The sequence below is a fragment of the Nonomuraea sp. NPDC050663 genome (assembly GCF_044456985.1).
Taxonomy (GTDB): Bacteria; Actinomycetota; Actinomycetes; order Streptosporangiales; family Streptosporangiaceae; genus Nonomuraea.
The window spans coordinates 23,547-46,456 of sequence record NZ_JBITGL010000010.1 but is presented as its reverse complement, the minus strand read 5'-3'; the positions used below and the strand labels follow the sequence as shown (position 1 = coordinate 46,456).

The 22,910-nt window shown below is 72.0% G+C and carries 20 protein-coding genes; 14 read left to right on the top strand and 6 right to left on the bottom strand.

Features of this window, described 5'->3' with window-relative positions:
- Positions 1-194: 194 nt before the first annotated feature.
- Genes ACIBH1_RS29195 through paaI form a run of 3 tightly spaced genes read right to left on the bottom strand, consistent with a single transcriptional unit; the run spans position 195 to position 2,380 of the window.
- Complete coding sequence (locus ACIBH1_RS29195; RefSeq protein WP_397317154.1) at positions 195-770, bottom strand: TetR/AcrR family transcriptional regulator; 576 nt, start codon at positions 768-770, stop codon at positions 195-197.
- Positions 771-774: 4 nt separating this feature from the next.
- Positions 775-2,013: a phenylacetate--CoA ligase PaaK gene (gene paaK, locus ACIBH1_RS29190; protein WP_397317153.1), complete on the bottom strand. Its 1,239-nt coding sequence runs from the start codon at positions 2,011-2,013 to the stop codon at positions 775-777.
- Positions 2,003-2,380 carry a hydroxyphenylacetyl-CoA thioesterase PaaI gene (paaI, locus tag ACIBH1_RS29185; RefSeq protein ID WP_397317401.1) on the bottom strand — a complete coding sequence of 126 codons (378 nt, stop codon included), beginning with the start codon at positions 2,378-2,380 and terminating at the stop codon, positions 2,003-2,005. Before paaI ends, paaK begins: the two co-directional genes overlap by 11 nt.
- A gap of 100 nt (positions 2,381-2,480) precedes the next feature.
- On the opposite strand from paaI, the gene paaN reads away from it, so the two are divergent.
- The 8 genes from paaN to ACIBH1_RS29145 all read left to right on the top strand — a co-directional run bounded on the left by paaN (position 2,481) and on the right by ACIBH1_RS29145 (position 9,676).
- The gene (paaN, locus tag ACIBH1_RS29180) at positions 2,481-4,115 is read left to right on the top strand and encodes a phenylacetic acid degradation protein PaaN (RefSeq protein WP_397317152.1); all 1,635 of its coding nucleotides are present in this window, start codon (positions 2,481-2,483) and stop codon (positions 4,113-4,115) included.
- On the top strand, positions 4,112-4,912 hold the full coding sequence (locus ACIBH1_RS29175) for a 3-hydroxyacyl-CoA dehydrogenase family protein (protein WP_397317151.1): 801 nt from the start codon (positions 4,112-4,114) through the stop codon (positions 4,910-4,912). The genes paaN and ACIBH1_RS29175 overlap by 4 nt, the downstream gene beginning before the upstream one ends.
- Positions 4,906-5,814 (top strand): 1,2-phenylacetyl-CoA epoxidase subunit PaaA, encoded by a 909-nt coding sequence (paaA, locus tag ACIBH1_RS29170; protein WP_397317150.1) that lies wholly within the window; start codon positions 4,906-4,908, stop codon positions 5,812-5,814. Before ACIBH1_RS29175 ends, paaA begins: the two co-directional genes overlap by 7 nt.
- Positions 5,811-6,083: a 1,2-phenylacetyl-CoA epoxidase subunit PaaB gene (gene paaB, locus ACIBH1_RS29165; protein WP_397317149.1), complete on the top strand. Its 273-nt coding sequence runs from the start codon at positions 5,811-5,813 to the stop codon at positions 6,081-6,083. Before paaA ends, paaB begins: the two co-directional genes overlap by 4 nt.
- On the top strand, positions 6,083-6,706 hold the full coding sequence (gene paaC / locus ACIBH1_RS29160; RefSeq protein ID WP_397317147.1) for a 1,2-phenylacetyl-CoA epoxidase subunit PaaC: 624 nt from the start codon (positions 6,083-6,085) through the stop codon (positions 6,704-6,706). Before paaB ends, paaC begins: the two co-directional genes overlap by 1 nt.
- Positions 6,700-7,158: a 1,2-phenylacetyl-CoA epoxidase subunit PaaD gene (gene paaD / locus ACIBH1_RS29155; RefSeq protein WP_397317146.1), complete on the top strand. Its 459-nt coding sequence runs from the start codon at positions 6,700-6,702 to the stop codon at positions 7,156-7,158. Before paaC ends, paaD begins: the two co-directional genes overlap by 7 nt.
- A 3-nt stretch (positions 7,159-7,161) precedes the next feature.
- Positions 7,162-8,163 carry a 2Fe-2S iron-sulfur cluster-binding protein gene (locus ACIBH1_RS29150; RefSeq protein WP_397317145.1) on the top strand — a complete coding sequence of 334 codons (1,002 nt, stop codon included), beginning with the start codon at positions 7,162-7,164 and terminating at the stop codon, positions 8,161-8,163.
- A 127-nt stretch (positions 8,164-8,290) separates the two neighbouring features.
- Entirely contained in the window at positions 8,291-9,676 is a 1,386-nt protein-coding gene (locus ACIBH1_RS29145; RefSeq protein ID WP_397317144.1) for a trehalose-6-phosphate synthase, read from the top strand.
- On the opposite strand, the gene ACIBH1_RS29140 is transcribed toward ACIBH1_RS29145, so the two are convergent.
- Positions 9,657-9,935 carry a DUF4235 domain-containing protein gene (locus tag ACIBH1_RS29140; protein WP_397317143.1) on the bottom strand — a complete coding sequence of 93 codons (279 nt, stop codon included), beginning with the start codon at positions 9,933-9,935 and terminating at the stop codon, positions 9,657-9,659. The two genes, ACIBH1_RS29145 and ACIBH1_RS29140, sit on opposite strands and share 20 nt — an antisense overlap.
- Positions 9,936-9,977: 42 nt before the next feature.
- On the opposite strand from ACIBH1_RS29140, the gene valS reads away from it, so the two are divergent.
- The gene (gene valS, locus ACIBH1_RS29135; RefSeq protein WP_397317142.1) at positions 9,978-12,446 is read left to right on the top strand and encodes a valine--tRNA ligase; all 2,469 of its coding nucleotides are present in this window, start codon (positions 9,978-9,980) and stop codon (positions 12,444-12,446) included.
- On the opposite strand, the gene ACIBH1_RS29130 is transcribed toward valS, so the two are convergent.
- A complete protein-coding gene (locus ACIBH1_RS29130; protein WP_397317141.1) occupies positions 12,421-13,992 on the bottom strand; it encodes a condensation domain-containing protein in 1,572 nt (523 codons plus the stop codon). The genes valS and ACIBH1_RS29130 overlap by 26 nt on opposite strands.
- A 190-nt stretch (positions 13,993-14,182) precedes the next feature.
- Between ACIBH1_RS29130 and ACIBH1_RS29125 the strand changes: the two genes are divergently transcribed.
- Genes ACIBH1_RS29125 through ACIBH1_RS29105 form a run of 5 tightly spaced genes read left to right on the top strand, consistent with a single transcriptional unit; the run spans position 14,183 to position 22,379 of the window.
- Entirely contained in the window at positions 14,183-18,316 is a 4,134-nt protein-coding gene (locus tag ACIBH1_RS29125) for an amino acid adenylation domain-containing protein (protein ID WP_397317140.1), read from the top strand.
- Positions 18,317-18,319: 3 nt separating this feature from the next.
- Positions 18,320-19,591: an FAD-dependent oxidoreductase gene (locus ACIBH1_RS29120; RefSeq protein WP_397317139.1), complete on the top strand. Its 1,272-nt coding sequence runs from the start codon at positions 18,320-18,322 to the stop codon at positions 19,589-19,591.
- Complete coding sequence (locus tag ACIBH1_RS29115) at positions 19,572-20,192, top strand: DUF6875 domain-containing protein (protein WP_397317138.1); 621 nt, start codon at positions 19,572-19,574, stop codon at positions 20,190-20,192. The genes ACIBH1_RS29120 and ACIBH1_RS29115 overlap by 20 nt, the downstream gene beginning before the upstream one ends.
- Positions 20,189-21,454 carry an MFS transporter gene (locus tag ACIBH1_RS29110; RefSeq protein ID WP_397317137.1) on the top strand — a complete coding sequence of 422 codons (1,266 nt, stop codon included), beginning with the start codon at positions 20,189-20,191 and terminating at the stop codon, positions 21,452-21,454. The genes ACIBH1_RS29115 and ACIBH1_RS29110 overlap by 4 nt, the downstream gene beginning before the upstream one ends.
- Complete coding sequence (locus ACIBH1_RS29105) at positions 21,438-22,379, top strand: methyltransferase (RefSeq protein ID WP_397317136.1); 942 nt, start codon at positions 21,438-21,440, stop codon at positions 22,377-22,379. Before ACIBH1_RS29110 ends, ACIBH1_RS29105 begins: the two co-directional genes overlap by 17 nt.
- On the opposite strand, the gene ACIBH1_RS29100 is transcribed toward ACIBH1_RS29105, so the two are convergent.
- Positions 22,331-22,849 carry an ArsR/SmtB family transcription factor gene (locus ACIBH1_RS29100; RefSeq protein ID WP_397317135.1) on the bottom strand — a complete coding sequence of 173 codons (519 nt, stop codon included), beginning with the start codon at positions 22,847-22,849 and terminating at the stop codon, positions 22,331-22,333. The genes ACIBH1_RS29105 and ACIBH1_RS29100 overlap by 49 nt on opposite strands.
- Positions 22,850-22,910: the final 61 nt, after the last annotated feature.

Here is a 22,910-nt window from a genome sequence, read left to right as displayed (position 1 = left end):
AGCGTGCCAGGCACACCCCACCGTGTGCCGCATCCAACCGCTCCCACAGGCACCCCCTCGCCGACGCCGGCCATGCGGGGTCCGGGGCGCAGGCCCGGCTGGGGGTCTTGGGGGGCTCGGCCCCCCCGAAGCAGGGGAGCCCGACTCGCCGGGCGCGAAGCGCCATGACAAGGAAGGCCCATGCCTGGCGCGTGTCAGGGGACGCGGAGGCCGTCGAAGGTCAGCTTGAGGACCGCGTCCGCCAGTTGCTCCGCCGATCCGCCCCGCTCCGGCTGGTACCACTCGGCGATCGAGTTGACCGTGCCGAACAGCAGCCGCGTGGCCAGCGCCGGGTCGACGTCCCCCCGCAGGTCCCCGTCGCCGGCGGCCTCCTTGACCAGGGCGCTGATGAAGCGGTCGAATTCCCTGCGCCGTTCCAGCGCCCGCGTCTCGGTCGGGCTGTTGCCGTGGACGCGCAGCAGCACCTTCACGTACGGCAGGCGGTCGACGAGGATGGTGACGCTCTGCCGTACCACCCATTCGAGGCGTGTGATGGCGCGTCCGGTGGAGGCCCTGGGGTCGGCGATCATCGTGAAGAGCCCGTCGAGCGCCACGTCGAGCACTCGTCCGAGCAGTTGTTCCTTGCCTGGCACGTGGTAGTAGATGGCCGATTTGGTGACGCCGAGGGCGCGGGCGAGATCCTCCATGCTGGTGCCGTCGTAGCCGCGTTCGTTGAAGACGCCCACGGCGATACGCAGCACCGATTCCGGATCGTGCCCTCTGCGCTTCATGTCATTAATTGTCCCGCTTGTCGATGACTCGTTTGAGCTTGCCCATCGATCGCTCCAAGGTCTCCGGCTCGACCACCTCCACCGCGACCGTCACGCCGACCACGTCCTTGATCGCGTGGCGCAGCGGCTCGGGCGAGGGGCGGGCGGCCTCCGGGCGGCGTTCGACGCGGACGGTCATCACGTCGAGGCGCTCGGGCCGGGTCAGCTCGAGCTGGAAGTGCGGTGAGAGGCCCGCGGTGCGCAGGACGAGCTCCTCGATCTGGGTCGGGAAGACGTTGACGCCGCGCAGGATGATCATGTCGTCGGTGCGGCCGGTGACCTTGCTCATGCGGCGGAACTCGGGCCGGGCGGTGCCGGGCATCAGGGTGGTGAGGTCGCGGGTGCGGTAGCGGATGACGGGCATGCCCTGCTTGGTGAGCGAGGTGAAGACCAGTTCGCCGCTGCCGGCGAGGTCGCCGGTGAAGGGGTCGACGGTCTCGGGGTAGAAGTGGTCCTCCCAGATGTGCAGCCCGTCCTTGGTCTCGACGCACTCCTGGGCCACTCCGGGCCCCATCACCTCGGACAGGCCGTAGATGTCGACGGCGTCGATGGCGAAACGCTCCTCGATCTCGCGCCGCATCTCCTCGGTCCACGGCTCGGCGCCGAACAGGCCGACGCGCAGCGAGGTGGAGCGCGGGTCGATGCCCTGCGCCTCGAACTCGTCGAGGATCGCCAGCATGTAGGAGGGCGTGACCATGATGATCGACGGCTGGAAGTCGATGATGAGCTGCACCTGGCGCGGGGTCATGCCGCCGGAGACCGGCACGACGGTGCAGCCCAGCCGCTCGGCGCCGTAGTGGGCGCCCAGGCCGCCGGTGAACAGGCCGTAGCCGTAGGCGATGTGCGCGACGTCGCCTGGCCGCCCGCCCGCGGCCTCGATGGAGCGGGCCATCACCTCGGCCCAGGTGTCGAGGTCCTTGCGGGTGTAGCCGACGACGGTGGGCCTGCCGGTGGTGCCGCTGGAGGCGTGGACGCGGGCGATGCGCTCGCGCGGCACGGCGAACATGCAGTAGGGGTAGTGCGCCCGCAGGTCGTCCTTGGTGGTGAAGGGGAAGTGCCGCAGGTCGTCGAGCGACTTGAGGTCGTTCGGGTGGAGACCGGAGGAGTCGAACCTCTCGCGGTAGAAGGGGACGTTGCGGTAGGCGTGGTGCAGCGTCCACTGCAGCCGCTTCAGCTGCAGTTCCCTGAGCTCGTCAACGTGCATGGGGCAGCTCCCTGCTCCGGCCGCGGAACTCGGCGACCACCTCGCCGCCGGCGTCGCGCACGGTGATGTCGTAGATGCCGCTCCTGCCGTACGACACCCGTTCGGCGGCTTCGGCGGTCAGCACGTCGCCCTCGTGCGCGGAGCGGACGAACGTGATGTCGGCGCCCGCCGCGACGGTGACGGGACCGTGGCTGTTGCAGGCGCAGGCGAAGGCGGTGTCGGCCAGCAGGAAGACGTAGCCGCCGTGGCAGAGCGCGTGGCCGTTGATCATCTGCTTGGTGACGGGCATGCGGCAGACGGCCCGGCCGGCCTCCAGCGAGAGCAGCTCGATGCCGAGCGAAAGGGAGGCCGTGTCGGCCTCGAACATCCGGCGCGCGTTATCCAACGGAAGTCTCCCTTGTCAACTGACCGAATGTTCGGTAAACATCTCAACGTCCGGCGGATCCTGTCAAGACAGGGGTGAGCGTATGTACGAGCAGCACCGCGAGACTCTGGACCAGGCACTGAAGGCCATCGCGGAGCGTGGTTACTGGAGCGCCTACCCCGAGTCGCCCAGCCCGAGGGTGTACGGCGAGGGCGCGGCCGACGAGGGCAAACGTGCCTTCGAGGCCTACCTCGGCAAGCCCTTCCCGCTCGAACAGGCGGGTGAGCCCGTGGGGGCCGAGCGGTCGCCGTACGGGCTCGACCTGGGGGTGACCTACCCGTCGGCGAGCGCCGAGACGCTGGTCGCCGCGGCGGGCAAGGCGGTGCCGGCCTGGCGCGACGCCGGGGCCGAGGCCAGGGCGCTGGCCTGCGTCGAGATGGTCGACCGCGTCAACAAGCGCAGCTTCGAGCTGGCCAACGCCGTCCAGCACACCACGGGCCAGGCCTTCGTCATGGCCTTCCAGGCCGGCGGCCCGCACGCGCAGGACCGAGCGCTGGAGGCGATCGCCTACGGCTACGCGGCCATGACCGCCGCGGCCGACGCGGCCCGCTGGAGCAAGCCCGCCAAGGGCGACCCGCTGGTCATGGAGAAGCGTTTCACCGTCGTGCCGCGCGGCGTCGGCGTCGTCATCGGCTGCAACACCTTCCCGACCTGGAACGCCTACCCGGGGCTGTTCGCGAGCCTGGTCACCGGCAACCCCGTCATCGTCAAGCCGCACCCGGGGGCGATCCTGCCGCTGGCGATCACGGTCGGGATCTGCCGCGACGTGCTCGCCGAGGCCGGGTTCGACCCCGACCTGGTGCAACTGGCGCCGGAGGAGGGCCGGGGCCTGGCCTCCGACCTGGCCACCCACCCCGACGTGCGCATCGTCGACTTCACCGGCTCCACGGAGTACGGCGACTGGCTGGAGCGCAACGCCCGCCAGGCGCTCGTGCACACCGAGAAGGCCGGGGTCAACACGATCGTCGTCGACTCCACCGACTCCCTGCGGGGCATGCTCGGCAACATCGCCTTCTCGCTGTCGCTCTACAGCGGCCAGATGTGCACCGCGCCGCAGAACATCCTCATCCCCGAGCAGGGCATCGAGACCGACGAGGGTCACCGCAGCTTCGACGAGGTCTGCCAGGGCCTGTCGGCGGCGCTGGGCAAGCTGCTCGGCGACGACGCGCGGGCCGTCGAGCTGACCGGCGCGATCGTCAACGACGGCGTGTTGTCGCGCGTCGACAGCGCGCCTTCGCTGGGCGAGGTGATCCTGGAGTCCAGGGCGCTGAAGCACCCGGCCTTCCCCGACGCGGTCGTCCGCACCCCGACCCTGATCAAGACGAGCGACCCCGAGGTCTACGGCAGGGAGCACTTCGGGCCGATCGCCTTCGTGATCCCGACCTCCGGCACCGCCGACAGCCTGGAGCTGCTGCGGCGCACGGTCAAGGCCAGGGGCGCGCTGACGGCGTCGGTCTACTCCACCAGCGAGCAGGTGCTCGGCGACGCCGAGCGGGCGGCGGTCGACGCCGGGGTCAACCTGTCGTGCAACCTCACCGGCGGCGTCTTCGTCAACCAGTCCGCGGCCTTCAGCGACTACCACGGCACCGGGGCCAACCCGGCGGCCACGGCCTCGCTGACCGATCCCGGCTTCGTGGCCGGGCGTTTCCACGTCGTGCAGTCACGGCGGCACGCATGAGGGTCGCCGTCATCGGCGCGGGCCGTATGGGCTCCGGCATCGCCCAGGTCTTCCTGAGCGCCGGTGCCCACGTGGCGGTGCGCGACCCGCTGACCGACCCGGCCCCGGCCATCGGCAGGGGGCTGCGCACGGCGGAGTCCAAGGGCGGCGGCAGCGCCGACGAGGCCCTGGGCAGGCTGACGGTCGGCGCCGTGCCGTACGACAGCGACCTGGTGATCGAGGCGGTGCCCGAGGACCCGGGGCTGAAGGCGTCGGTGCTGGCCGAGGTCGAGGAGCAGGTCCACGAGGGCGCGGTGCTGGCGACCAACACCAGCTCCTTGTCGATCACGGAGCTGTCGGCGGCGCTGAAGCGGCCGGAGCGGTTCCTCGGGATGCACTTCTTCAACCCGGTGCCGGTCCAGCGGCTGGTCGAGCTGGTGGTGACCCCGGCGACGCAGGTGCTGGAGCAGGTGCGCGGCTACGTCGGCCTGCTGGGCAAGACCGCCGTGGTGGTCAACGACTCGCCCGGCTTCGCCACCAGCCGCCTGGGCGTGCTGCTCGGGCTGGAGGCCATCCGCATGGTCGAGGAGGGCGTGGCCTCGCCCGACGACATCGACACCGCCATGACGCTGGGCTACGGCTATCCGATGGGGCCGCTGCGGCTGGGCGATCTGGTGGGTCTCGACGTGCGCCTGGCGATCGCCGACCACCTCCACGGCCGGCTCGGGCCCCGGTTCGAGCCGCCGGAACTGCTGCGCCGGATGGTTGCGCGCGGTGAACTGGGAAGAAAGACGGGGAGGGGGTTCTACCAATGGTGACATTTCAGGACCTCATAGACGCCGACGAGCGGGTCGAACCTCGCGACGACATGCCTGATTCGTATCGCAAGACGCTGATCAGGCAGATCGCCCAGCACGCCCACTCGGAGATCATCGGCATGCAGCCGGAGGGCAGCTGGATCACCCGCGCGCCCTCCCTGAAGCGCAAGGCGATCCTGCTGGCCAAGGTCCAGGACGAGGCCGGGCACGGCCTCTACCTGTACGGCGCGGCCGAGACGCTGGGCGTGTCGAGGGAGGAACTGCTCGACGCCCTGCACGACGGGCGGCAGCGCTACTCCTCGATCTTCAACTATCCCACCCCCACCTGGGCCGACATGGGCGCGATCGGCTGGCTGGTCGACGGTGCCGCGATCGTCAACCAGGTGCCGCTGTGCCGCTGCTCCTACGGGCCCTACGCCCGCGCGATGGTGCGCATCTGCAAGGAGGAGAGCTTCCACCAGCGCCAGGGCTACGAGCTCCTGCACACCCTGGCCCACGGCACGCCCGAGCAGAAGAGCATGGCCCAGGACGCGGTCGACCGCTGGTGGTGGCCGTCGCTGATGATGTTCGGCCCGCCCGACACCGAGTCCACCCACTCGGCGCAGTCGATGGCCTGGAAGATCAAGCGCCACTCCAACGACGACCTGCGCCAGCGCTTCGTCGACATGTGCGTGCCCCAGGCCGAGATCCTCGGGCTCACCCTGCCCGACCCCGACCTGCGGTGGAACGCCGAGCGCGGCCACTACGACTTCGGCGAGATCGACTGGGGCGAGTTCAAGCGGGTCCTGGCGGGAGACGGCCCGATGAACCGCGAGCGCATGGCCCACCGGAGGAACGCCCACGACGACGGCGCCTGGGTGCGCGAGGCGGCGCAGGCCTACGCGGCGCGGAGCGCGCGATGAGGTTGTGGGAGGTGTTCGTACGCCCCAAGCGGGGCCTGTCGCACGTGCACGCGGGCAGCCTGCACGCCCCCGACGCCGAGCTGGCCCTGCGCCACGCGCGTGACCTGTTCACCCGGCGGCAGGAGGGCGTCAGCATCTGGGTCGTTCCCGCCGACCAGATCACGGCCTCCTCGCCCGACGACAAGGAGTCGTTCTTCGACCCCGCCGCCGACAAGCCCTACCGCCACCCGACCTTCTACGAGCTGCCGGAGGGGGTGGAGCACCTGTGATGGATCCGCTGGAGATCGGCGACGACTGCCTGGTGCTCTCCCAGCGGCTGTGCCAGTGGGTCACCAGGGCGCCCACGCTGGAGGAGGACGTCGCCCTGGCCAACCTCGCCCTCGACCTGCTGGGCCAGGCCCGGCTGCTGCTGTCGCGGGCAGGCGACGAGGACGAGTTGGCCTACCTGCGCGAGCCCGGGCAGTTCCGCAACTGCCTGCTCGTCGAGCAGCCCAACGGCGACTTCGCCCACACGATCGTGCGTCACCTGCTGTTCTCCGACTTCCTGTTCGACCTGTACGAGCGGCATCCGGACGACGATGTGGCCGCCAAGGGCGTCAAGGAGATCGCCTACCACCGCGACTACGCCCGCCTGTGGACACTGCGGCTGGGCCTGGGCACGCAGGAGTCGCACCGGCGCACGACGGCCGCGCTGGAGGCGCTGTGGCCCTTCACCGGGGAGCTGTCGCTGCCCTCGCCGTTCGTGCTGGGCGTCCTGCAGGAGGCCGCGCTGGCCGTCCCCGACGTCGCCCAGCGAGAGGGCGGGCGGCGCGGCGAGCACACCGAGCACCTCGCGCCCCTGCTGGCCGAGCTGCAGGTGCTGCACAGGGCGCACCCGGGGGCCCGATGGTGAGCCTGGCCGAGGCGAGGCGCATCGCCGGCGACGTGCCCGATCCCGAGCTGCCCGTGCTGACACTGGGCGAGCTGGGGGTCGTGCGCGAGGTCAACGAGCTGGCCGACGGCCGGTTCGAGGTGGTCATCACCCCGACCTACTCCGGCTGCCCGGCGCTCTCGGCGATCCGCGACGACCTGGCCAGGGCCCTTCCCGGCGCCACGGTCACGACCGTGCTCTCGCCGCCCTGGAGCACCGACTGGATCACCGAGGAGGGCCGCGAGAAGCTGCGCGAGCACGGCATCGCGCCGCCGAGGCGGACGGGCGCCGTCGACCTGGTGCTGTCGGTGCGCTGCCCGCGCTGCGGCTCGCCCGACACCGAGCTGGTCAGCCGCTTCTCCTCGACGGCCTGCAAGGCGCTGCACCGCTGCCGGGCCTGCCTGGAGCCGTTCGACCACGTCAAGGAGATCTGAGCGGTGGCGCGCTTCCATCCCCTGACCGTCGCCGCCGTCGACCGGCTCACCGACGACGCGGTCGCGATCACCTTCGCCGAGCGTGTGCCGTTCGTGCAGGGCCAGCATCTCAACATCAGAGTGTTCCTCGACGGCCTGGAGATCCGGCGCAGCTACTCCATCTGCTCGCCCGCCGGTGGGCCGCTGCGCATCGCGGTCAAGCGCCTCGACGGCGGGGCGTTCAGCACCTACGCCAACGCCGCGCTCCGGCCCGGCGACGTGCTGGAGGCGATGGAGCCCGCCGGGCGCTTCCACGTGCCGCTCGACCCGGCCGCGCGGCGCCATCACGTGGCCGTCGCCGCCGGCAGCGGCATCACCCCGGTGGTGTCGCTGGCGGCCACGACGCTGGCGGCCGAACCGTCGAGCAGGTTCTCGCTGGTCTACGCCAACCGCACGGCGCGCGAGGTGATGTTCGCCGAGGAACTGGGCGACCTCAAGGACAGGTACGGCCCGCGTCTCGCCCTGGTGCACGTGCTGAGCAGGGAGCAGACCGAGGCCCCGGTCTGCAGCGGCAGGCTCGACGAGGCCAGGCTGCGCACGATCCTCGGCATGCTGGGCGAGGGCGACGAGCACTACGTGTGCGGGCCGATCGGCCTGGTCGAGACGGTCAGGCGGGTGATGGGGGAGCGGCCCGTCCACCACGAGCTGTTCTACGCCGGACAGCCGGTCGAGCGCCCGCACGTCACGCAGGAGGGCGCCCGGCTGGAGTTCCGCCTCGACGGCCGCACGAGCGAGGTGGTGCTGCACGAGGGCGAGACGCTGCTGTCGGCGGCCCTGCGGGTGCGCTCCGACGCGCCCTACGCCTGCCGGGGCGGTGTGTGCGGCACGTGCAGGGTGCGCCTGCTGAGCGGGCAGGTGGAGATGGAGCGCAACTACGCGCTGGAGAAGCGCGAGGTGGAGGCCGGGTACGTGCTGTCGTGCCAGTCGCAGCCCACCTCGCCAGAGGTGCGCGTGGAGTTCGACTGAGTGATGAGGATCACTACCCAGAAGTGACGATTGTGTTTGTTTGCCCTAGTTCTGGGCACAGTGGGTAGGGCCCCCTGAGCCGCCTTCGCGGCTCCTCAGAGTCGTGACGGTGGAGGTTTGAATCTGCATGGGAAGCCGTAGCTCGTTCCTGATAGTGGCCAACCGGTTGCCGGTCGACCGCTCGGTCGGGCCTGACGGCACGGCGACGTGGCGCCGCAGTCCGGGTGGGCTGGTGACCGCGATCGCGCCGGTCATGCAGAGCCGCGACGGAGCCTGGCTGGGCTGGCACGGCGCGCCCGGCGAGGAGCTCGAGCCCTTCCACGACGACGGCATGAACCTCATCCCGATCCCGCTGTCGGAGGAGGAGGTCCAGCTCTACTACGAGGGCTTCTCCAACGCCACGCTCTGGCCGCTCTACCACGACGTGGTCGCGCCGCCGGTCTTCTCGCGGGAGATGTGGGAGACCTACAAGGCCGTCAACCTGCGCTTCGCCGAGGCAACCGCCGCGGCGGCAGCGCCCGGCGCCGTGGTGTGGGTGCAGGACTACCAGCTGCAGCTCGTGCCGCAGATGCTGCGCGAGCGCCGCCCCGACCTGCGCATCGGCTTCTTCCTGCACATCCCCTTCCCGCCCGTGGAGCTGTTCTGGCGCCTGCCGTGGCGCACCGAGCTGGTCAAGGGCCTGCTCGGCGCCGACCTGGTGGGCTTCCAGCGGCCGGGAGGCGCCTCCAACTTTATCCGCCTGTGCCGCAGGCTGCTCGGCCTGCCGTACAAGGGCAACGAGATCTTCCACGAGGACCGCGTGGTGACCGCGCAGTCCTTCCCGATCTCGGTCGACTTCGGCGAGCTCGACAAGCTCTCCCGCGACCCGCAGATCGTGCACCGGGCCAAGGAGATCCGCTTCGAGCTCGGAGACCCCGAGCACCTGCTGCTCGGCGTGGACCGGCTCGACTACACCAAGGGCATCGGCACGCGGCTGGAGGCCTTCGGGGAACTGCTCGACGAGCGGCAGATGGAGCCGGGCGAGGCGGTGTTCGTGCAGATCGCGACGCCGAGCCGCGAGCGCGTCGATGAGTACCGGCGGCTGCGCGACGACATCGAGCTGCAGGTGGGCCGCATCAACGGCATGCACTCGATGCTCGGCCACCAGCCGATCCAGTATCTGCACCAGGCCTACGACCGGCACGAGCTGGCGGCGCTATACCTGGCCGCGGACATCATGGTGGTCACCCCGCTGCGCGACGGCATGAACCTGGTGGCCAAGGAGTACGTCTCGTGCCACCATGACCTGCGCGGCGCGCTGGTGCTCAGTGAGTTCGCCGGGGCCGCCGACGAGCTGCGCCAGGCCTACCTGGTCAACCCCTACGACGTCGAGGGCGTCAAGCGCCAGATCCTGGCGGCCATGCGGGCCACCCCTCACGAGGTGGCCCGCAGGATGCGCGCCATGCGGCGCCGCGTGTCGACCTACGACGTCGACAGGTGGGCCGGCGAGTTCCTCACGGCTTTGGAGTCTTGAGCGCCTTCCAGGCGGTGTAACGCTTCTTGGCGGTCTTGTTGACCACGATCTGCGCCACCGACATGCCCACGCCCATGACGACCGCATAGCCGATCGCCTCGGCCATGCTGACCTCGTCGGACTCGGAGTCGACGGGCGGCTCCTTGCCCGTCGTCTTCACCCATACGTACCCGAGGATCTTCTTGGCCCCCCAAGCGGTGACCAGACCCAGCAGGCCGCCAACCACCCGCCACGCGATGTCCGGCTTATCATCTGCCATGTTCAAACCCTATTCCCTCTGCAGGCCCTAGCATGTGGAGGCATGACTCATCCCACTCATGCCGCCATGCCCGAGAAGCCGACTCTCGATGGGCTGGAGCAGGTATGGGTAGCCCGATGGGAAGCCGACGGTACCTACCGCTTCGACCGTACGGCCCAGCGCGAGCAGGTCTACTCGATCGACACGCCACCGCCGACCGTTTCCGGATCCCTGCACGTCGGACACGTTTTCTCCTACACCCACACCGACACCGTCGCCCGCTTCCAGCGCATGCGCGGCCGTGCGGTCTTCTACCCCATGGGCTGGGACGATAACGGCCTGCCGACAGAGCGCCGGGTGCAGAACCACTTCGGCGTGCGCTGCGACCCGTCGGTGCCCTACGACCCGGCGTTCGAGCCTCCGGACAAGCCCGGCAAGAACCCGGTCTCGATCTCCCGCCGCAACTTCATCGACCTGTGCGAGCGGCTGACGATCGAGGACGAGCGCGCCTTCGAGGAGTTGTGGCGGCGCCTCGGCCTGTCGGTCGACTGGAGCATGACCTACGCCACCATCGACGGCACCTCGCGCCGCGCCTCCCAGCTGGCGTTCCTGCGGGGCCTGGAGCGCGGCGAGGCCTACCGGGCCTCCGCGCCGACGCTCTGGGACGTGACCTTCCGCACCGCCGTCGCCCAGGCCGAGCTCGAAGACCGGGAGTGGCCGGGAGCGTTCCACCGCGTCTCCTTCTACGGCGACCAGGGCCCGGTCTTCATCGAGACCACCAGGCCCGAGCTGATCCCTGCCTGTGTGGCGCTGGTGGCCCATCCCGACGACTCCCGCTACTCCGCTCTCGTCGGCACGACCGTGCTCTCGCCCCTGTTCGGCGTCGAGGTGCCGGTGCTCGCCCATCACCTGGCCGAGCCCGACAAGGGCACCGGCATCGCCATGATCTGCACCTTCGGCGACCTGACCGACGTCACCTGGTGGCGCGAGCTGGGGCTGCCGACCCGCCCGGTGATCGGCTGGGACGGCCGCCTGCTGCCCGAGCCGCCCGACGGCGTGGAGCCGGCGCCGTACAAGGAGCTGGCGGGCAAGACCGTGCACAGCGCCCGCGAGCGCATCGTCGAGATGCTGCGCGAGTCCGGCGACCTCGACGGCGAGCCGCGGCCGGTCAGCCGGTCGGTGAAGTTCTACGAGAAGGGCGACAAGCCGCTCGAGATCGTCACGACGCGCCAGTGGTACATCCGCAACGGCGGGCGCGACCCTGAGCTGCGCGAGGCGCTGCTGGCGCGCGGCGCCGAGCTGGCCTGGCACCCGCCGCACATGAAGGTGCGCTACGACAACTGGGTGCGCGGCCTGGCGGGCGACTGGCTCATCTCGCGCCAGCGCTTCTTCGGCGTGCCGATCCCGGTGTGGTACTCCGTGCACGACGGCTCCCTGATCCTGCCCTCGCTCGACCAGCTGCCCGTCGACCCCTCCTCGGACGTGCCGCCCGGCTACACCGAGGAGCAGCGCGGCGTCGACTTCGTCGGCGACCCCGACGTCATGGACACCTGGGCCACCTCCTCGCTGACGCCGCAGATCGCCGGGGGCTGGGAGAGCGACCCCGACCTGTTCTCCCGCGTCTACCCGATGGACCTGCGCCCGCAGGCGCACGAGATCATCCGCACCTGGCTGTTCTCCACGGTCGTCCGCTCCCACCAGGAGAATTCCGGCCTGCCGTGGTCGAATGTGGCCATCTCCGGCTGGATCCTCGATCCCGACCGCAAGAAGATGTCCAAGTCCAAGGGCAACGTCACCACGCCGCTCGGGCTGCTGGAGGAGTACGGCTCCGACGGCGTGCGCTACTGGGCCGCCGGTGGCCGCCCGGGCACCGACACCGCCTTCGACGTGGGCCAGATGAAGATCGGCCGCCGGCTGGCCATCAAGATCCTCAACGCCTCCAAGTTCGTCCTGACCTTCCCCGACGCCGCGGGCGAGGTCACCGAGCCGGTCGACCTGTCGATGCTCGCCCAGCTCGACCAGGCCGTCCGCGAGGCGACCGCGGCGTTCGAGTCCTACGACTACGCCCGCGCACTGGAGGTCACCGAGCGGTTCTTCTGGTCCTTCTGCGACGACTACCTGGAGCTGGTCAAGGCCAGGGCCTACGAGGGCTCGGCGTCGGCGCTCGGCGCCCTGCGCCAGGCCCTCGACGTGCAGCTGCGGCTGTTCGCGCCGTTCCTGCCGTTCGTCACGGAGGAGGTGTGGTCGTGGTGGCGCGAGGGCTCGGTGCACCGTGCCTCGTGGCCGGAGCCCGGCGGCGCGAGCGGCGACCCTGCCGTGCTGACCGTCGCCTCCGAGGTGCTGCGCCAGGTGCGCAAGGCCAAGTCGGCCGCCAAGCTCTCCATGCGGGCGGAGATCTCCAGGCTGACGGTGACCGGCCCCGAGTTCGCGCTCGTACGGCTGGCCGCCGACGACCTGTGCGCCGTGGGCTCGGTGGAGGAGTTCGTGCTGGAGCCCGGCGACGTGCTCAGCGTGGCGGTGGAGCTGGAGTGACGAACGTGTGCGGCACGATCGCGTCGGCTCGGGCCGCCAGCCCGCTCCTGCACAGGCGGCGCAGCTCCTCCTGAGCCAGGTCGGTGCCGGTGAGGTGGCAGGTCAGGGTGGTGTCGTCGTTGACGACGACCCTGGCCCGGCAGCCCGGCACGGCCGACTCCACCAGCTCGCGCACGGCGGCGGGGCGCACCCACGAGCCTTCGGAGCGCACCCATCCCGGACCGTAGGCCGCGGGCGTCACGTCGGTGAGCTTGCGCAGGTCGGCCAGGTCCACGATGTGCTCACCCGCCTCGACCAGCAGCCTTATCAGCCCGCGGGAGAACCGCTCGGCCTCGGCGCGTGCCAGGGCCCGCGGGCTGACCCACAGGAGCAGCTCCAGCTCGCTCTCGTCGAGGCGGTTGACCCAGAGCGACAGGTTCGCCGGCAGCGAGGCGGGCTCCAGCCAGTCGAGCTCGGCCTCCTGCTCGGGCGGCGGCTCCCCGGTGGAGGCGGCCTGCAGGCTCATGTCGTTGTAGACGCAGTCGCGGGCGTAGCGGGTGCCGCGTTCCTCGTCGAGCGTGTCGATCGTGTTCCACAGGCGGTCGGAGTCGAAGCGGCTGTGCTGGTAGCCGCTGAGCGCGGCGACGCGGAAGCGGCGTACGAGCTCGTCGAACGTGGCGGCCCGCAGGTCGGCGACGATCAGCGCGTCCTGGGCCAGCGGCCCGATGTGGCCGCGCAGGGCGGGCCTGGTGCGGTTGCTCGACAGGGAGGCCAGCAGGCAGGCGGGCTGGCCGGTGCGCAGGCCAAGCAGCGCGCCGAAGGCGGCCATGACGATGATCGAGCGGCTGGCCCCGGTGCGCCTGGTAGCACGTTCCAAGGCGGCGGCCGCCGTGGCGGAGCGTACGCGCAGGCGGGGGAGCAGGGCGTGCTCGGTGTCGAAGGCGATCGGGAACATCGTCTGCGGGGCTCGGCCCAGGCCCTCGCGCCAGTGGCGGATCGTCGCGTCGGCGCGTTTGCGCGACTCGGGCGTGTGTTCCTGCTCGGCCAGGTCGATGGGCTGCACGGGAGGCTTCGCCGGGATCTCGGCGCCCAGCAGCAGGCGTTCCCACTCCTGCAGCACCTGGGCCAGGCTGATCGCGTCGACGGCGGTGTGCGGGAGCACGAAGACGGCCAGCCGGGGCGCGCCCTGACGGCACACCAGCGCCATCCGCAGCGGGAACTCGCCCTCGAGGTCGAAGCGCTCGGCCCGTAATCGCTCCCCGGCCTGCTGGGCCAGGTCGGCGGGTGAGCCGTCGGTCTCGTGCACGGCGATCGCCAGCTCGCCCGAGCCGTGGGCGTGCTGGCCCCGCTCCTCCCAGGTGGTGCGCAACCCTTCGTGCCTGGCCAGCAGCAGTTCCGTGGCGCGCACGACGTCGTCACGCGTCGCCCGGCGCGGCAGCCACTTGATCGCCAGGAAGTTCATGTGCTCCGGCGGGTCGCGCCGAACGCAGCGGGCCATGTTCGCCTGGCCCATGGTGAGCGGTCCGTGCCGGTCCTGAAGCCCGGCGAAGCGAGCGGTGAGGGTCATCACGAAGGCCTCGAAACGGGAAAGAACCCTTACAGATACGTGGAAGGGAACCACATGCGCCGCCCGTGCGCAAGACGCGGAAACCCCTGCGCCATAAGGGATGCAGAGTCCTTGTCGACCTGCGTCGCGGTATGTAGCATCAAGCCAATTAATAGGAAACTTTCTTAAGAGTTATTCCTCAGGGAGACTCATGTCGCCTCTCTCCCCCGCCCAGAGACGTATGTGGTTCCTCGACCGATTAGCGGGCGGCGACGCCAGCTACAACATGGTCGTCGCGGTACGGCTGCGCGGCCCGCTGGACGTGGCGGCCTTCGCCCGCGCGCTCACCGGGTTCGCCGCGCGGCACGAAGCGCTCCGCACGGTCTTCCCCGAGGCCGACGGCGGGCCCGTCGCCGTGGTCAGGGCCGCGCGGCCGATCCCGGTCGAGCTGGCCGCCGTGAAGCGCGCCGACCTCGACGCCGCCGTGGCCGAGCGCGCCAACGCCCCCTTCGACCTGGCCGCGGGGCCCCTGGTGCGGGCGAGTGTCCTGCGCCTGGAACCCGGCGAGCACGTGCTGGTCCTGGTGATGCACCACATCATCGGCGACGCCTGGTCGGTCGAGCACGTGATGTTCCCGCAGCTCGACGAGCTCTACCGGGCCCACGCCTCCGGGGCGCCGCCGCCCGAGGCCGCCGCCGTGCCGTACCTGGCGCCGGAGCGCGACCACCACGCGGACCTGGACTTCTGGCGCGAGGAGCTGGCCGCGGCCCCGGTGCTGGAACTGCCGCTCGACCGGCCGCGGCCCGCCGCCCGCAGCAGCCGCGGCGCGATGGTCGTGCACCGCGTGCCCGCCCGAGTGTGGGCCGGACTCGGGCGGCTGGCCAGGGCGGAACGCTGCACACCGTTCATGGCGCTGATGGCCGCCTACCAGGTGCTGCTGCACCGGCACACCGGGCAGGACGACTTCTGCGTCGGCACCCCGGTCGCCGGCCGCGACGACGAGGCGTCCGAGCAGGTCTTCGGGCTGTTCATCAACACGCTGGCGGTGCGCGCGGACCTGACGGGCGATCCCGGCGTCGGCGAGCTGCTCAAGAGGGTGCGCAGGCGCCTGCTGCGCGGCTTCGGCCATGCCGCCGTGCCGTTCGAGCAGGTCGTGGGGGAACTGGGCGTGGGGCGGGATCCGGCGGTGCCGCCGGTGTTCCAGACGATGATGATGCTCAGCCTGCCGGGCGGGCCGCCGTTCCGGCTGGGCGAGCTGGTGGGGGAGCCGGTGCTGTCGGGGCTCGCCCCGGCCAAGTTCGACCTGGCGCTCGACGTCGTGGCCGCGCCAGAGGAGCTGCGGCTGCTGTTCACCTACAGCACCGACGTCCTGGAACGCGGCACCGTCGAACGGATGGCGGGCCACCTGGAGCGGCTGCTGGTGGAGATGACCGCCCGGCCCGCGGCGCGGATCGGCGAGCTGGAGATGCTGCCCGCCGACGAGCTGGCCCTGCTGGTGCGCCGCCCTGAGGAGAGGCCGGACCAGGTCAGGGCGGTGCACGAGCTGTTCGCCGAGCGGGCCACGGCCGACCCCGGCGCGCCCGCGCTGATCACGGCCGGCGAGACGCTGAGCTACGGCGAGCTCGACGCGCGGTCGGAGGCGCTGGCCGCGGGCCTGGCCGCCCGTGGCGTACGGCCGGGCGAGCGGGTGGCGGTGTGCCTGCGGGCCGGTCCCGAGGCCGTCGTCGCCCTCCTCGGCGTGCTGAAGGCGGGCGCCACCTACGTGCCGCTGGACCCGGGCCAGCCGCCCGCGCGCCTGGCCGCGCTGCTGGCCGACTGCGAAGCGACCCTGGCGATCACGGCGACCGATCCGGGCACGTCGCAGGTCACCGTGGCCGAGTTGGGCGAGGGCCCCGGGACCGCCCCGGCGGCTCCCGCCGACCCGGCCCCCGCCTACGTGATCTACACCTCTGGCTCGACCGGCGAGCCCAAGGGCGTCGTCGTCGGCCACGACACCCTCGCCCGGCTGACCACCGCCTTCGTCGGCCTGCACGGCTTCGGCCCGGGCCAGCGGGTCCTGATGACCCCGCCGCTGAGCTTCGACGCCTCGGCGGGCGACCTCTACCCCGCCCTGACCTCCGGCGCCGCCGTCGTGCTGCACGCCGACCCCTTCGCCCTCACCGGCCACGACCTCCTGCGCCTGTGCCGCGAGCAGGGCATCACCATGGTGGACGTCCCCGTGGCCCTGTGGAGGCAGTGGGTCGACGACCTGGCCGACGAACCGCACGTCGACCCCGGACCGCTGACCACCGTGATGGTCGGCGGCGAGAGCGTCCCGATGGACCGCCTGCGCACGTGGGCGCGCCTGACCGGCGGCCGCACGGCGTTCTACAACCACTACGGCCCCACCGAGGCCACCGTGTGCGCCACCGCCTACCGCACCGTCGACGGCTCCGAGCTGGGCGAACGCGCCGCCCACCTGCCCATCGGCGTCCCGCTGCCGCACGTGGCCGCCTACGTGCTCGACCGCCACGGCCGTCCCGCCCCCATCGGGGTGCCGGGCGAGCTGCACCTGGGCGGGCCGTGCCTGGCCAGGGGCTACCTGGGCCGTCCCGAGCTGACCGAGGAACGGTTCCGTTCCGACCCGTTCGCCTCCGACGGCCTGATGTACGCCACCGGCGACCTGGTCAGGTGGCGCGACGACGGCCTGCTGGAGTTCCTCGGCCGCGTCGACAGGCAACTCAAGATCAACGGCGTCCGCATCGAGCCCGGCGAGGTGGAGGCCGCCTGCCTGGCCTGTCCCGGCGTCAGGGAGGCGGTGGTGGCCGCCCGCCGCGAGCGGCTCGTCGCCTACCTGACCGGCTCCACGGTCACCCGGGCCGAGCTGCGCTCCTTCCTGGCCGAGAGGCTGCCGTCCGCGATGATCCCCCAGGACGTGGTGCACCTGGCCGCGCTCCCGATGACGCCGCACGGCAAGATCGACTACGCCGCCCTGCCCGAGCCCGCCGCGGACGCCGTGCCGTACGAGGGCCCCGCGAGCCCGACCGAGCGGGCGGTGGCCGCCGCGTGGGAGGAGACCCTCGGCGTCAGGGCGGGCCGCCGCGACAACTTCTTCGACCTCGGCGGCCACTCCCTGCTCTCGCCCAAGACGGTCAACCGCATCGCGGCGCGCACCGGGGCGAAGCTGGAGCTCGCCGACTTCTTCGCCGCCGCCGACCTGGCGGAACTGGCCGCCAGGATCGACGGCGCGCACACCCCGCGAGAGCAGGACCTGCACGCCGACGCCGTGCTGCCACCGGGCCTGACGGTCCCGGCGGGCAGGGTCACCGGCAACCGGCGGGTCCTGCTGACCGGCGCGACCGGATTCCTGGGCGCCTACCTGCTGGCCGAGCTGCTGTCGGACCCCGAGGTGACCGTGCACTGCCTGGTCAGGGGCCACGAGCCGCACAAACGGCTGCTCGCCAACCTCGCGCGCTACGGCCTCGAAGGCGACGGCAGCAGGGTCGTCGCCGTGCCGGGCGACCTCGCGCTGCCGGGGCTCGGGCTGAGCGGCGACCTGTCAGGGCGGCTCGACCTCATCGTGCACAGCGGCGGCCTGGTCGACTTCGCCCGGCCGTACGCCAGGCTGCGCGACGCCAACGTCGGCGGCACCCTGGAGGTCCTGCGCCTGGCCTGCCGCGGGCCGCGCGCCATCCCCGTGCACCACGTCTCCACGCTCGGCGTGCACCTGACGCCGGGCGAGCGCGTGGTGCGCGAGGGCGACCCGCTGCCCGACCCGAGCCTGCTGCATCCCGGCTACGACCAGAGCAAGTGGGTGGCCGACCGGCTGGCCGCCTCGGCCCGCGACGCCGGGCTGCCGGTGGCCATCCACCGGCCGGCCAGGATCGCCGGCGACACCCGCACCGGCGCGCTGCCCGCGGGCGACTTCCTCGGCCGCTTCTTCGCCACCTGCGCCGAGCTGGGCGCCGTGCCCGACGGCGAGCAGCTCGACCTGGCGCCCGTCGACCACGTGGCCGCCGCCATCGCCTGGCTCGCCCGCACCGGCGCCACCGGCGACTTCCACTACTACAACCCGCGCACGCTCGGCTCGGGCAGGATCGCCGCGAGCCTGTCCGCCCGAGGCTTCCCCGTGCGCCTGATGCCGGGCGACGGCTGGCGCGCCGAGGTGCGCCGGCGCCTGGCGGAGGGCCAGGCGCTGCCCATCGCCGCCTACCCGCGCTTCTTCGCGGAGTACGGCGGGTCGAAGGGCCCGGCCTTCGACTGCACCCGGACGGAACAGCTCGCCGGAGCCTGCCCCGACGCCCGCGACCTGCTCGACGCCCACCTCGATCACCTGGTCGCCACCGGCGTCCTGGCAAGGAGCTGACCGATGCGTTTCCTGATCGCCGGCGCCGGACCCGCGGGCAGCCTGCTCGCCTGCTACCTGGCCGCGCGCGGGCACCGGGTCGACGTCTTCGAGCGCCGCCCCGACCCGCGCGGCGGCGACGACGCGGAGGGCCGCTCGATCAACCTGGGCCTGTCGGCCCGCGGCGTGCTCGCCCTGGAGCACGCCGGGCTGATGGACCGGGTCCGCCCGCTGACCGTGCCGATGCGCGGCCGCGTCGTGCACGCCGCCGGCCGTACCTCCTTCCACCCGTACGGCACGCACGACGAGGAGATCCTCCACTCGGTGCTCCGCCGCGACCTGGTCACCCTCCTCATCGACCACGCGCACGGCCTGGGCGCGCGTTTCCACTTCGGGCGGCGCGTCACCGACCTTGACAGGCAGGCGCCCGCCCTCCAGGTGGAGGGCGAGTGGATCCACGGCGACGCGGTCGTCGGCGCGGACGGCGCCTTCTCCACCGTCCGCGCCCACCTGCACCGCGGCCTGCGCGCCGACCACCACCAGGAGTTCCTGCCCTGGGGCTACAAGGAACTGACCATGATCGCGAACGCGGGGTTCCGGCTGGAGGCGCTGCACGTGTGGCCGGGCGGAGACGGGCTGATCGTCGCCCACCCCAACCGCGACACCTCCCTCACCGCCACGCTCTTCCTGCCCTACGACGAGCTGGAGGCCATCACCGACCCCGAGGCGTTCTTCGCCGAGCGTTTCCCCGACGCGCTGCCGCTCCTGCCCGACCTGGCCAAGGAGTTCGCCGCCAACCCCGTCGGCCACCTGGTCTCGGTCAGGACCACGCCCTGGCACCACGAGAACAAGGTCGTCCTGATCGGCGACGCCTGCCACGCCGTCTACCCCTTCTACGGGCAGGGCATGAACGCGGCCCTGGAGGACTGCCTCCTGCTGGACGCCCGCCTCGACTCCTTCGCCGCCTTCGAGAGCGCCCGCAGGCCGCACACCGACGTGCTCGACGAGCTGTCGCGGGAGAACTTCGTCGAACTGCGCCAGCGGGTCGCCTCGCCGCTGCACGCCGCGCGCAAGCGGGCCGACCTGCTGCTGGCCCGGCTGCTCCCGGGCCGCTGGCGGCCGCTCTACACGATGATCTCCCACACCACCACGCCCTACGCCGACGCGCTGGCCAGAGCCCGAAAGCAGGAGGCGATCCTGCGCTGGGGCGCCGCTGCGGTGACGGCCGGGCTGGGCCTGGCCGCCCTGACCAAGCTCGCCGGAAGGAACACCGGACATGCTCACCGATCCCGCTGACCCCTCACGCGTGCTCCTGGAGCTCGGCGACCTCGATCACGGCCCCTACCGCGACCACGAGCACGGGCGGGCGCTGCGCCACATCGTGGCCTGGGCCCGCGAGTACCTCTGCCGCCCCCATCCCGAACTGGGACGCAACGGGCCGGTCTGCCCGTACGTGCAGACCTCGCTCGACCGCGGCGCCTTCCTGATGGCCCTGTGCCCAGGCGCGCCCACCGCCGCGCAGGCGGCCGCGTTCCTGGCGGGCTACCGCGACTGGTTCGTCAGGCTCGCGCCCCCCGACGGCGTCGCGCCGCAGTTCCGCACGGTCCTGGCGCTCTTCCCCGACCTGCTCGACACGAAGGTCATCGACGAGGCCCAGCGCCTCCTCAAGGACGACTACGTCCGCGACGGCCTGATGATCGGGGAATTCCACCCGGGCCCGCCCGGCAAGTCCGGCCTGTGGAACCAGGACTTCCTGCCCCTGGCCAGCCCGGTGCCGCTGCTGGCCATCCGGCAGATGGTCGCCAGCGACTTCCCCTTCCTGCGCGACGACCCCGTCCACGAGCGCGCCTACCGCGAGCGGTTCGGCGACCGCATCCCCGCGAGGTACGGCGCATGAACAGCGACGTGACCCGCTTCGCCGTGGTCTGGGCAGCCTCGCTGCTGTCGGGCGTCGGCTCGGCGCTGACGGGGTTCGTGCTGGGCGTGTGGGTCTACCAGAGCACCTCCTCGCCCACCCAGTTCGCGCTGGTCCTGCTGTGCGGGCTGGTGCCCGGCATCCTCGTCGGACCGGTCGCCGGGGTCCTGGTCGACCGCTTCGACCGGCGCGTGGTGCTCGTCGTCACCGACTGCCTGGCCGCCGCCCCGACGCTGGCCGTGGCCCTGCTCGCGGGCGCGGACCTGCTCGCGGTCTGGCACGTCTGCGTGGCCACGGCGATCACGGCCGCCTGCGCCGCCGTGCACCTGACGACCTACCAGGCCATGACGCCGCTGCTCATCCCCGAACGCCACCTGGCCAGGGCCAACGGGCTCATGCAGGTCGCCTGGGCGGCCCAGATCGCCGCGCCCGTCCTGGCGGGAGCGCTCATGGTCGGCGTCGGGCTGGCCGGCGTGCTCCTCATCGACCTGGCCACCTTCGCCGTCGCCGTGCTGACGCTGCTGGTGGTGCGGCTGCCCGCCACGGTGGTCAAGGCGCCCAGCCCCGAACGCGGGCACTTCTCCGAGGGCTGGCGCCACCTGCGCTCGCGGCCGGAGCTGCTGGGCCTGGTGCTGGTCCAGTCGGGCTTCAACTTCGCCTTCGCCACGGCGGGCGTCCTGGTGCAGCCGCTGATCCTGTCGTTCGCCGACGCCGGCGTGCTGGGCGTGCTGATGCTGGCGGGCGGCGCGGGCATGTTCTGCGGCAGCCTGGTCATGGGCGCCTGGGGCGGCCCGCGCGACCGGATCGGCGGCATGGCCGTGTTCATGGGCGTCGGCTGCGTCGCGCTCTTCCTGCACACGCTGCAGCCCTCGCCGCTGCTGGTCGGCGCGGCGGCCGCCACCTTCCTGTTCACGCTTCCCGTCGTCAACGGCTGCGCCCAGGCCGTGCTGCAGAGCGCGGTCGACCGCGACCTGCTGGGCCGCGTGCTCGGCACCGCCAACTCCCTGGGCAGCGCCGCCACCCCGGTGGCCTACCTGCTGGCCGCGCCGTTCGCCGAGTTCGTCACCGGGCCGCTGCTCATGCCGGACGGCGCGCTCGCCGGGAGCTTCGGCGCGCTCGTCGGCACCGGCCCCGGCCGGGGCATCGCGTTCGTGCTCCTGCTCGACGCCGTGCTGCTCGCCGCGCTGGCCCTCGTCACCGCGCTCAGACTGCGACAAGGAGTGCGCGATGCCGCTCGAATCTGACCTCGTGGGCGCGATGGCCCTCCAGGCGGTCGCCGCCGGGGTGCGGCTGGGCCTGTTCGAGGCGCTGTCCGCCGAGCCGTCCGCCGGGCCGTCCGCCGAGCCCAGGAGTGCCGAGCGGCTCGCCCTCGACCTCGGAGTGCCGGGCGAGGGGTTGTCACGGCTGCTGGCGTTCCTGGAGGCCACGGGCAACCTGGAACGCGCGGACGGCGGCTACCGGTGCACCGCGCAGCTCGACGTGATGCTCGTCTGGCAGGCCATCCTGGGCGAGCTCTGGGCGGATCTGGCGCATGCCGTACGGAAGGATGAACCGCGCGGTGACTTCTACTCCTGGCTCGGTGGCCGTCCCGAGGTGTCGGCGAGGTTCCAGGCGCTGCAGAAGGGCATGGCGAGCGGGCTGGCCGACCAGGTGGTGGCCCTGGTCGAACTGCCTGGAGGGCCGCTGCGCCTGCTCGACCTCGGAGGGGGGCACGGGGAGTACAGCGCCGCCTTCTGCCGGGCCCACCCAGGACTGACCGCGACCGTCGTGGACCTGCCGCAGCCGGTGCGCCACACGCACCGGCGCATCGAGTGGCGCGTCGGCGACCTGCGCCACGACCCCCTCGGCGCCGGTCACGACGTGGTGCTGCTCTGCAACGTGCTGCACGGCTTCCCCGCGGGGCAGGCCGCCGGCATCGTGGCCAGGGCGGCGGTCGCGGGGGAGCGGGTGGTCGTCGTGGAGAGCCGCGCGGGCGCGGGCGCCTTCGCCGCGGGCTTCGACCTCAACCTCTGGCACACCCAGGGCGGCGGCCTGCCGACGGCTTCACAGCTGGCGGACTGGCTGCGGGCTGCGGGCTGCGACCGCGTCAAGTGTCACGAGGTCGGGCAGCACGTCGTGGTTCAGGGCTCGCGCGAGACGTCGCGGTGGAGGGCGAAGAACGCGGAATAGGGCACGCCGTCGGGCGCGACCGGGCGCTGTTTGTACTCCTCGAACAGCGCCTGCATGCGCTCGATCAGCTCCTTCAGCTCCTCCTCCGTCAGGCGCAGGCCCAGCCGGGTCAGGATGGCTTCCTCGACCGGGACGAGCCTGATCTCCTGGAGGAAGGCGTCGATCATGGCGTCGCTGCCCCCGGGGACCCCGGCCTCCCTGACGTCCATCTCCCAGGACTTGCCGGTGGCGCGATAGGGGATCTCCACCGAGCCGCGTGGGCCCGGACGGGACGGCTCGGCCACCAGGAAGCCGGTGTTGACCAGGGTGCGCACGTGGTGGAGCACGGTGGCGGGATTGGCCTCCAGGCGGGCGGCGATCTCCTTGTTGGTCAGCGCGTCATCGAGGCACATCCGCAGGATGCGCAGGCGGACGGCGGAGGCCAGCGCGCGCGCTTCCTCCGGGGTGGCCGGTCGGCGATTGGTGCCCATCGCCACTGAGCGTACCCCGATTCCGCGACTGATTGACATTTCCCAACCGGTCCGGGATCGT

Excerpts from the sequence above, each read along its gene's own strand:
- ACIBH1_RS29195 (WP_397317154.1), bottom strand. The coding sequence starts at position 770 with ATGAAGCGCAGAGGGCACGATCCGGAATCGGTGCTGCGTATCGCCGTG.
- paaK (WP_397317153.1), bottom strand. The coding sequence starts at position 2,013 with ATGCACGTTGACGAGCTCAGGGAACTGCAGCTGAAGCGGCTGCAGTGG.
- paaI (WP_397317401.1), bottom strand. The coding sequence starts at position 2,380 with ATGTTCGAGGCCGACACGGCCTCCCTTTCGCTCGGCATCGAGCTGCTC.
- paaN (WP_397317152.1), top strand. The coding sequence starts at position 2,481 with ATGTACGAGCAGCACCGCGAGACTCTGGACCAGGCACTGAAGGCCATC.
- ACIBH1_RS29175 (WP_397317151.1), top strand. The coding sequence starts at position 4,112 with ATGAGGGTCGCCGTCATCGGCGCGGGCCGTATGGGCTCCGGCATCGCC.
- paaA (WP_397317150.1), top strand. The coding sequence starts at position 4,906 with ATGGTGACATTTCAGGACCTCATAGACGCCGACGAGCGGGTCGAACCT.
- paaB (WP_397317149.1), top strand. The coding sequence starts at position 5,811 with ATGAGGTTGTGGGAGGTGTTCGTACGCCCCAAGCGGGGCCTGTCGCAC.
- paaC (WP_397317147.1), top strand. The coding sequence starts at position 6,083 with ATGGATCCGCTGGAGATCGGCGACGACTGCCTGGTGCTCTCCCAGCGG.
- paaD (WP_397317146.1), top strand. The coding sequence starts at position 6,700 with ATGGTGAGCCTGGCCGAGGCGAGGCGCATCGCCGGCGACGTGCCCGAT.
- ACIBH1_RS29145 (WP_397317144.1), top strand. The coding sequence starts at position 8,291 with ATGGGAAGCCGTAGCTCGTTCCTGATAGTGGCCAACCGGTTGCCGGTC.
- ACIBH1_RS29140 (WP_397317143.1), bottom strand. The coding sequence starts at position 9,935 with ATGGCAGATGATAAGCCGGACATCGCGTGGCGGGTGGTTGGCGGCCTG.
- valS (WP_397317142.1), top strand. The coding sequence starts at position 9,978 with ATGACTCATCCCACTCATGCCGCCATGCCCGAGAAGCCGACTCTCGAT.
- ACIBH1_RS29130 (WP_397317141.1), bottom strand. The coding sequence starts at position 13,992 with ATGACCCTCACCGCTCGCTTCGCCGGGCTTCAGGACCGGCACGGACCG.
- ACIBH1_RS29125 (WP_397317140.1), top strand. The coding sequence starts at position 14,183 with ATGTCGCCTCTCTCCCCCGCCCAGAGACGTATGTGGTTCCTCGACCGA.
- ACIBH1_RS29120 (WP_397317139.1), top strand. The coding sequence starts at position 18,320 with ATGCGTTTCCTGATCGCCGGCGCCGGACCCGCGGGCAGCCTGCTCGCC.
- ACIBH1_RS29115 (WP_397317138.1), top strand. The coding sequence starts at position 19,572 with ATGCTCACCGATCCCGCTGACCCCTCACGCGTGCTCCTGGAGCTCGGC.
- ACIBH1_RS29110 (WP_397317137.1), top strand. The coding sequence starts at position 20,189 with ATGAACAGCGACGTGACCCGCTTCGCCGTGGTCTGGGCAGCCTCGCTG.
- ACIBH1_RS29105 (WP_397317136.1), top strand. The coding sequence starts at position 21,438 with ATGCCGCTCGAATCTGACCTCGTGGGCGCGATGGCCCTCCAGGCGGTC.
- ACIBH1_RS29100 (WP_397317135.1), bottom strand. The coding sequence starts at position 22,849 with ATGGGCACCAATCGCCGACCGGCCACCCCGGAGGAAGCGCGCGCGCTG.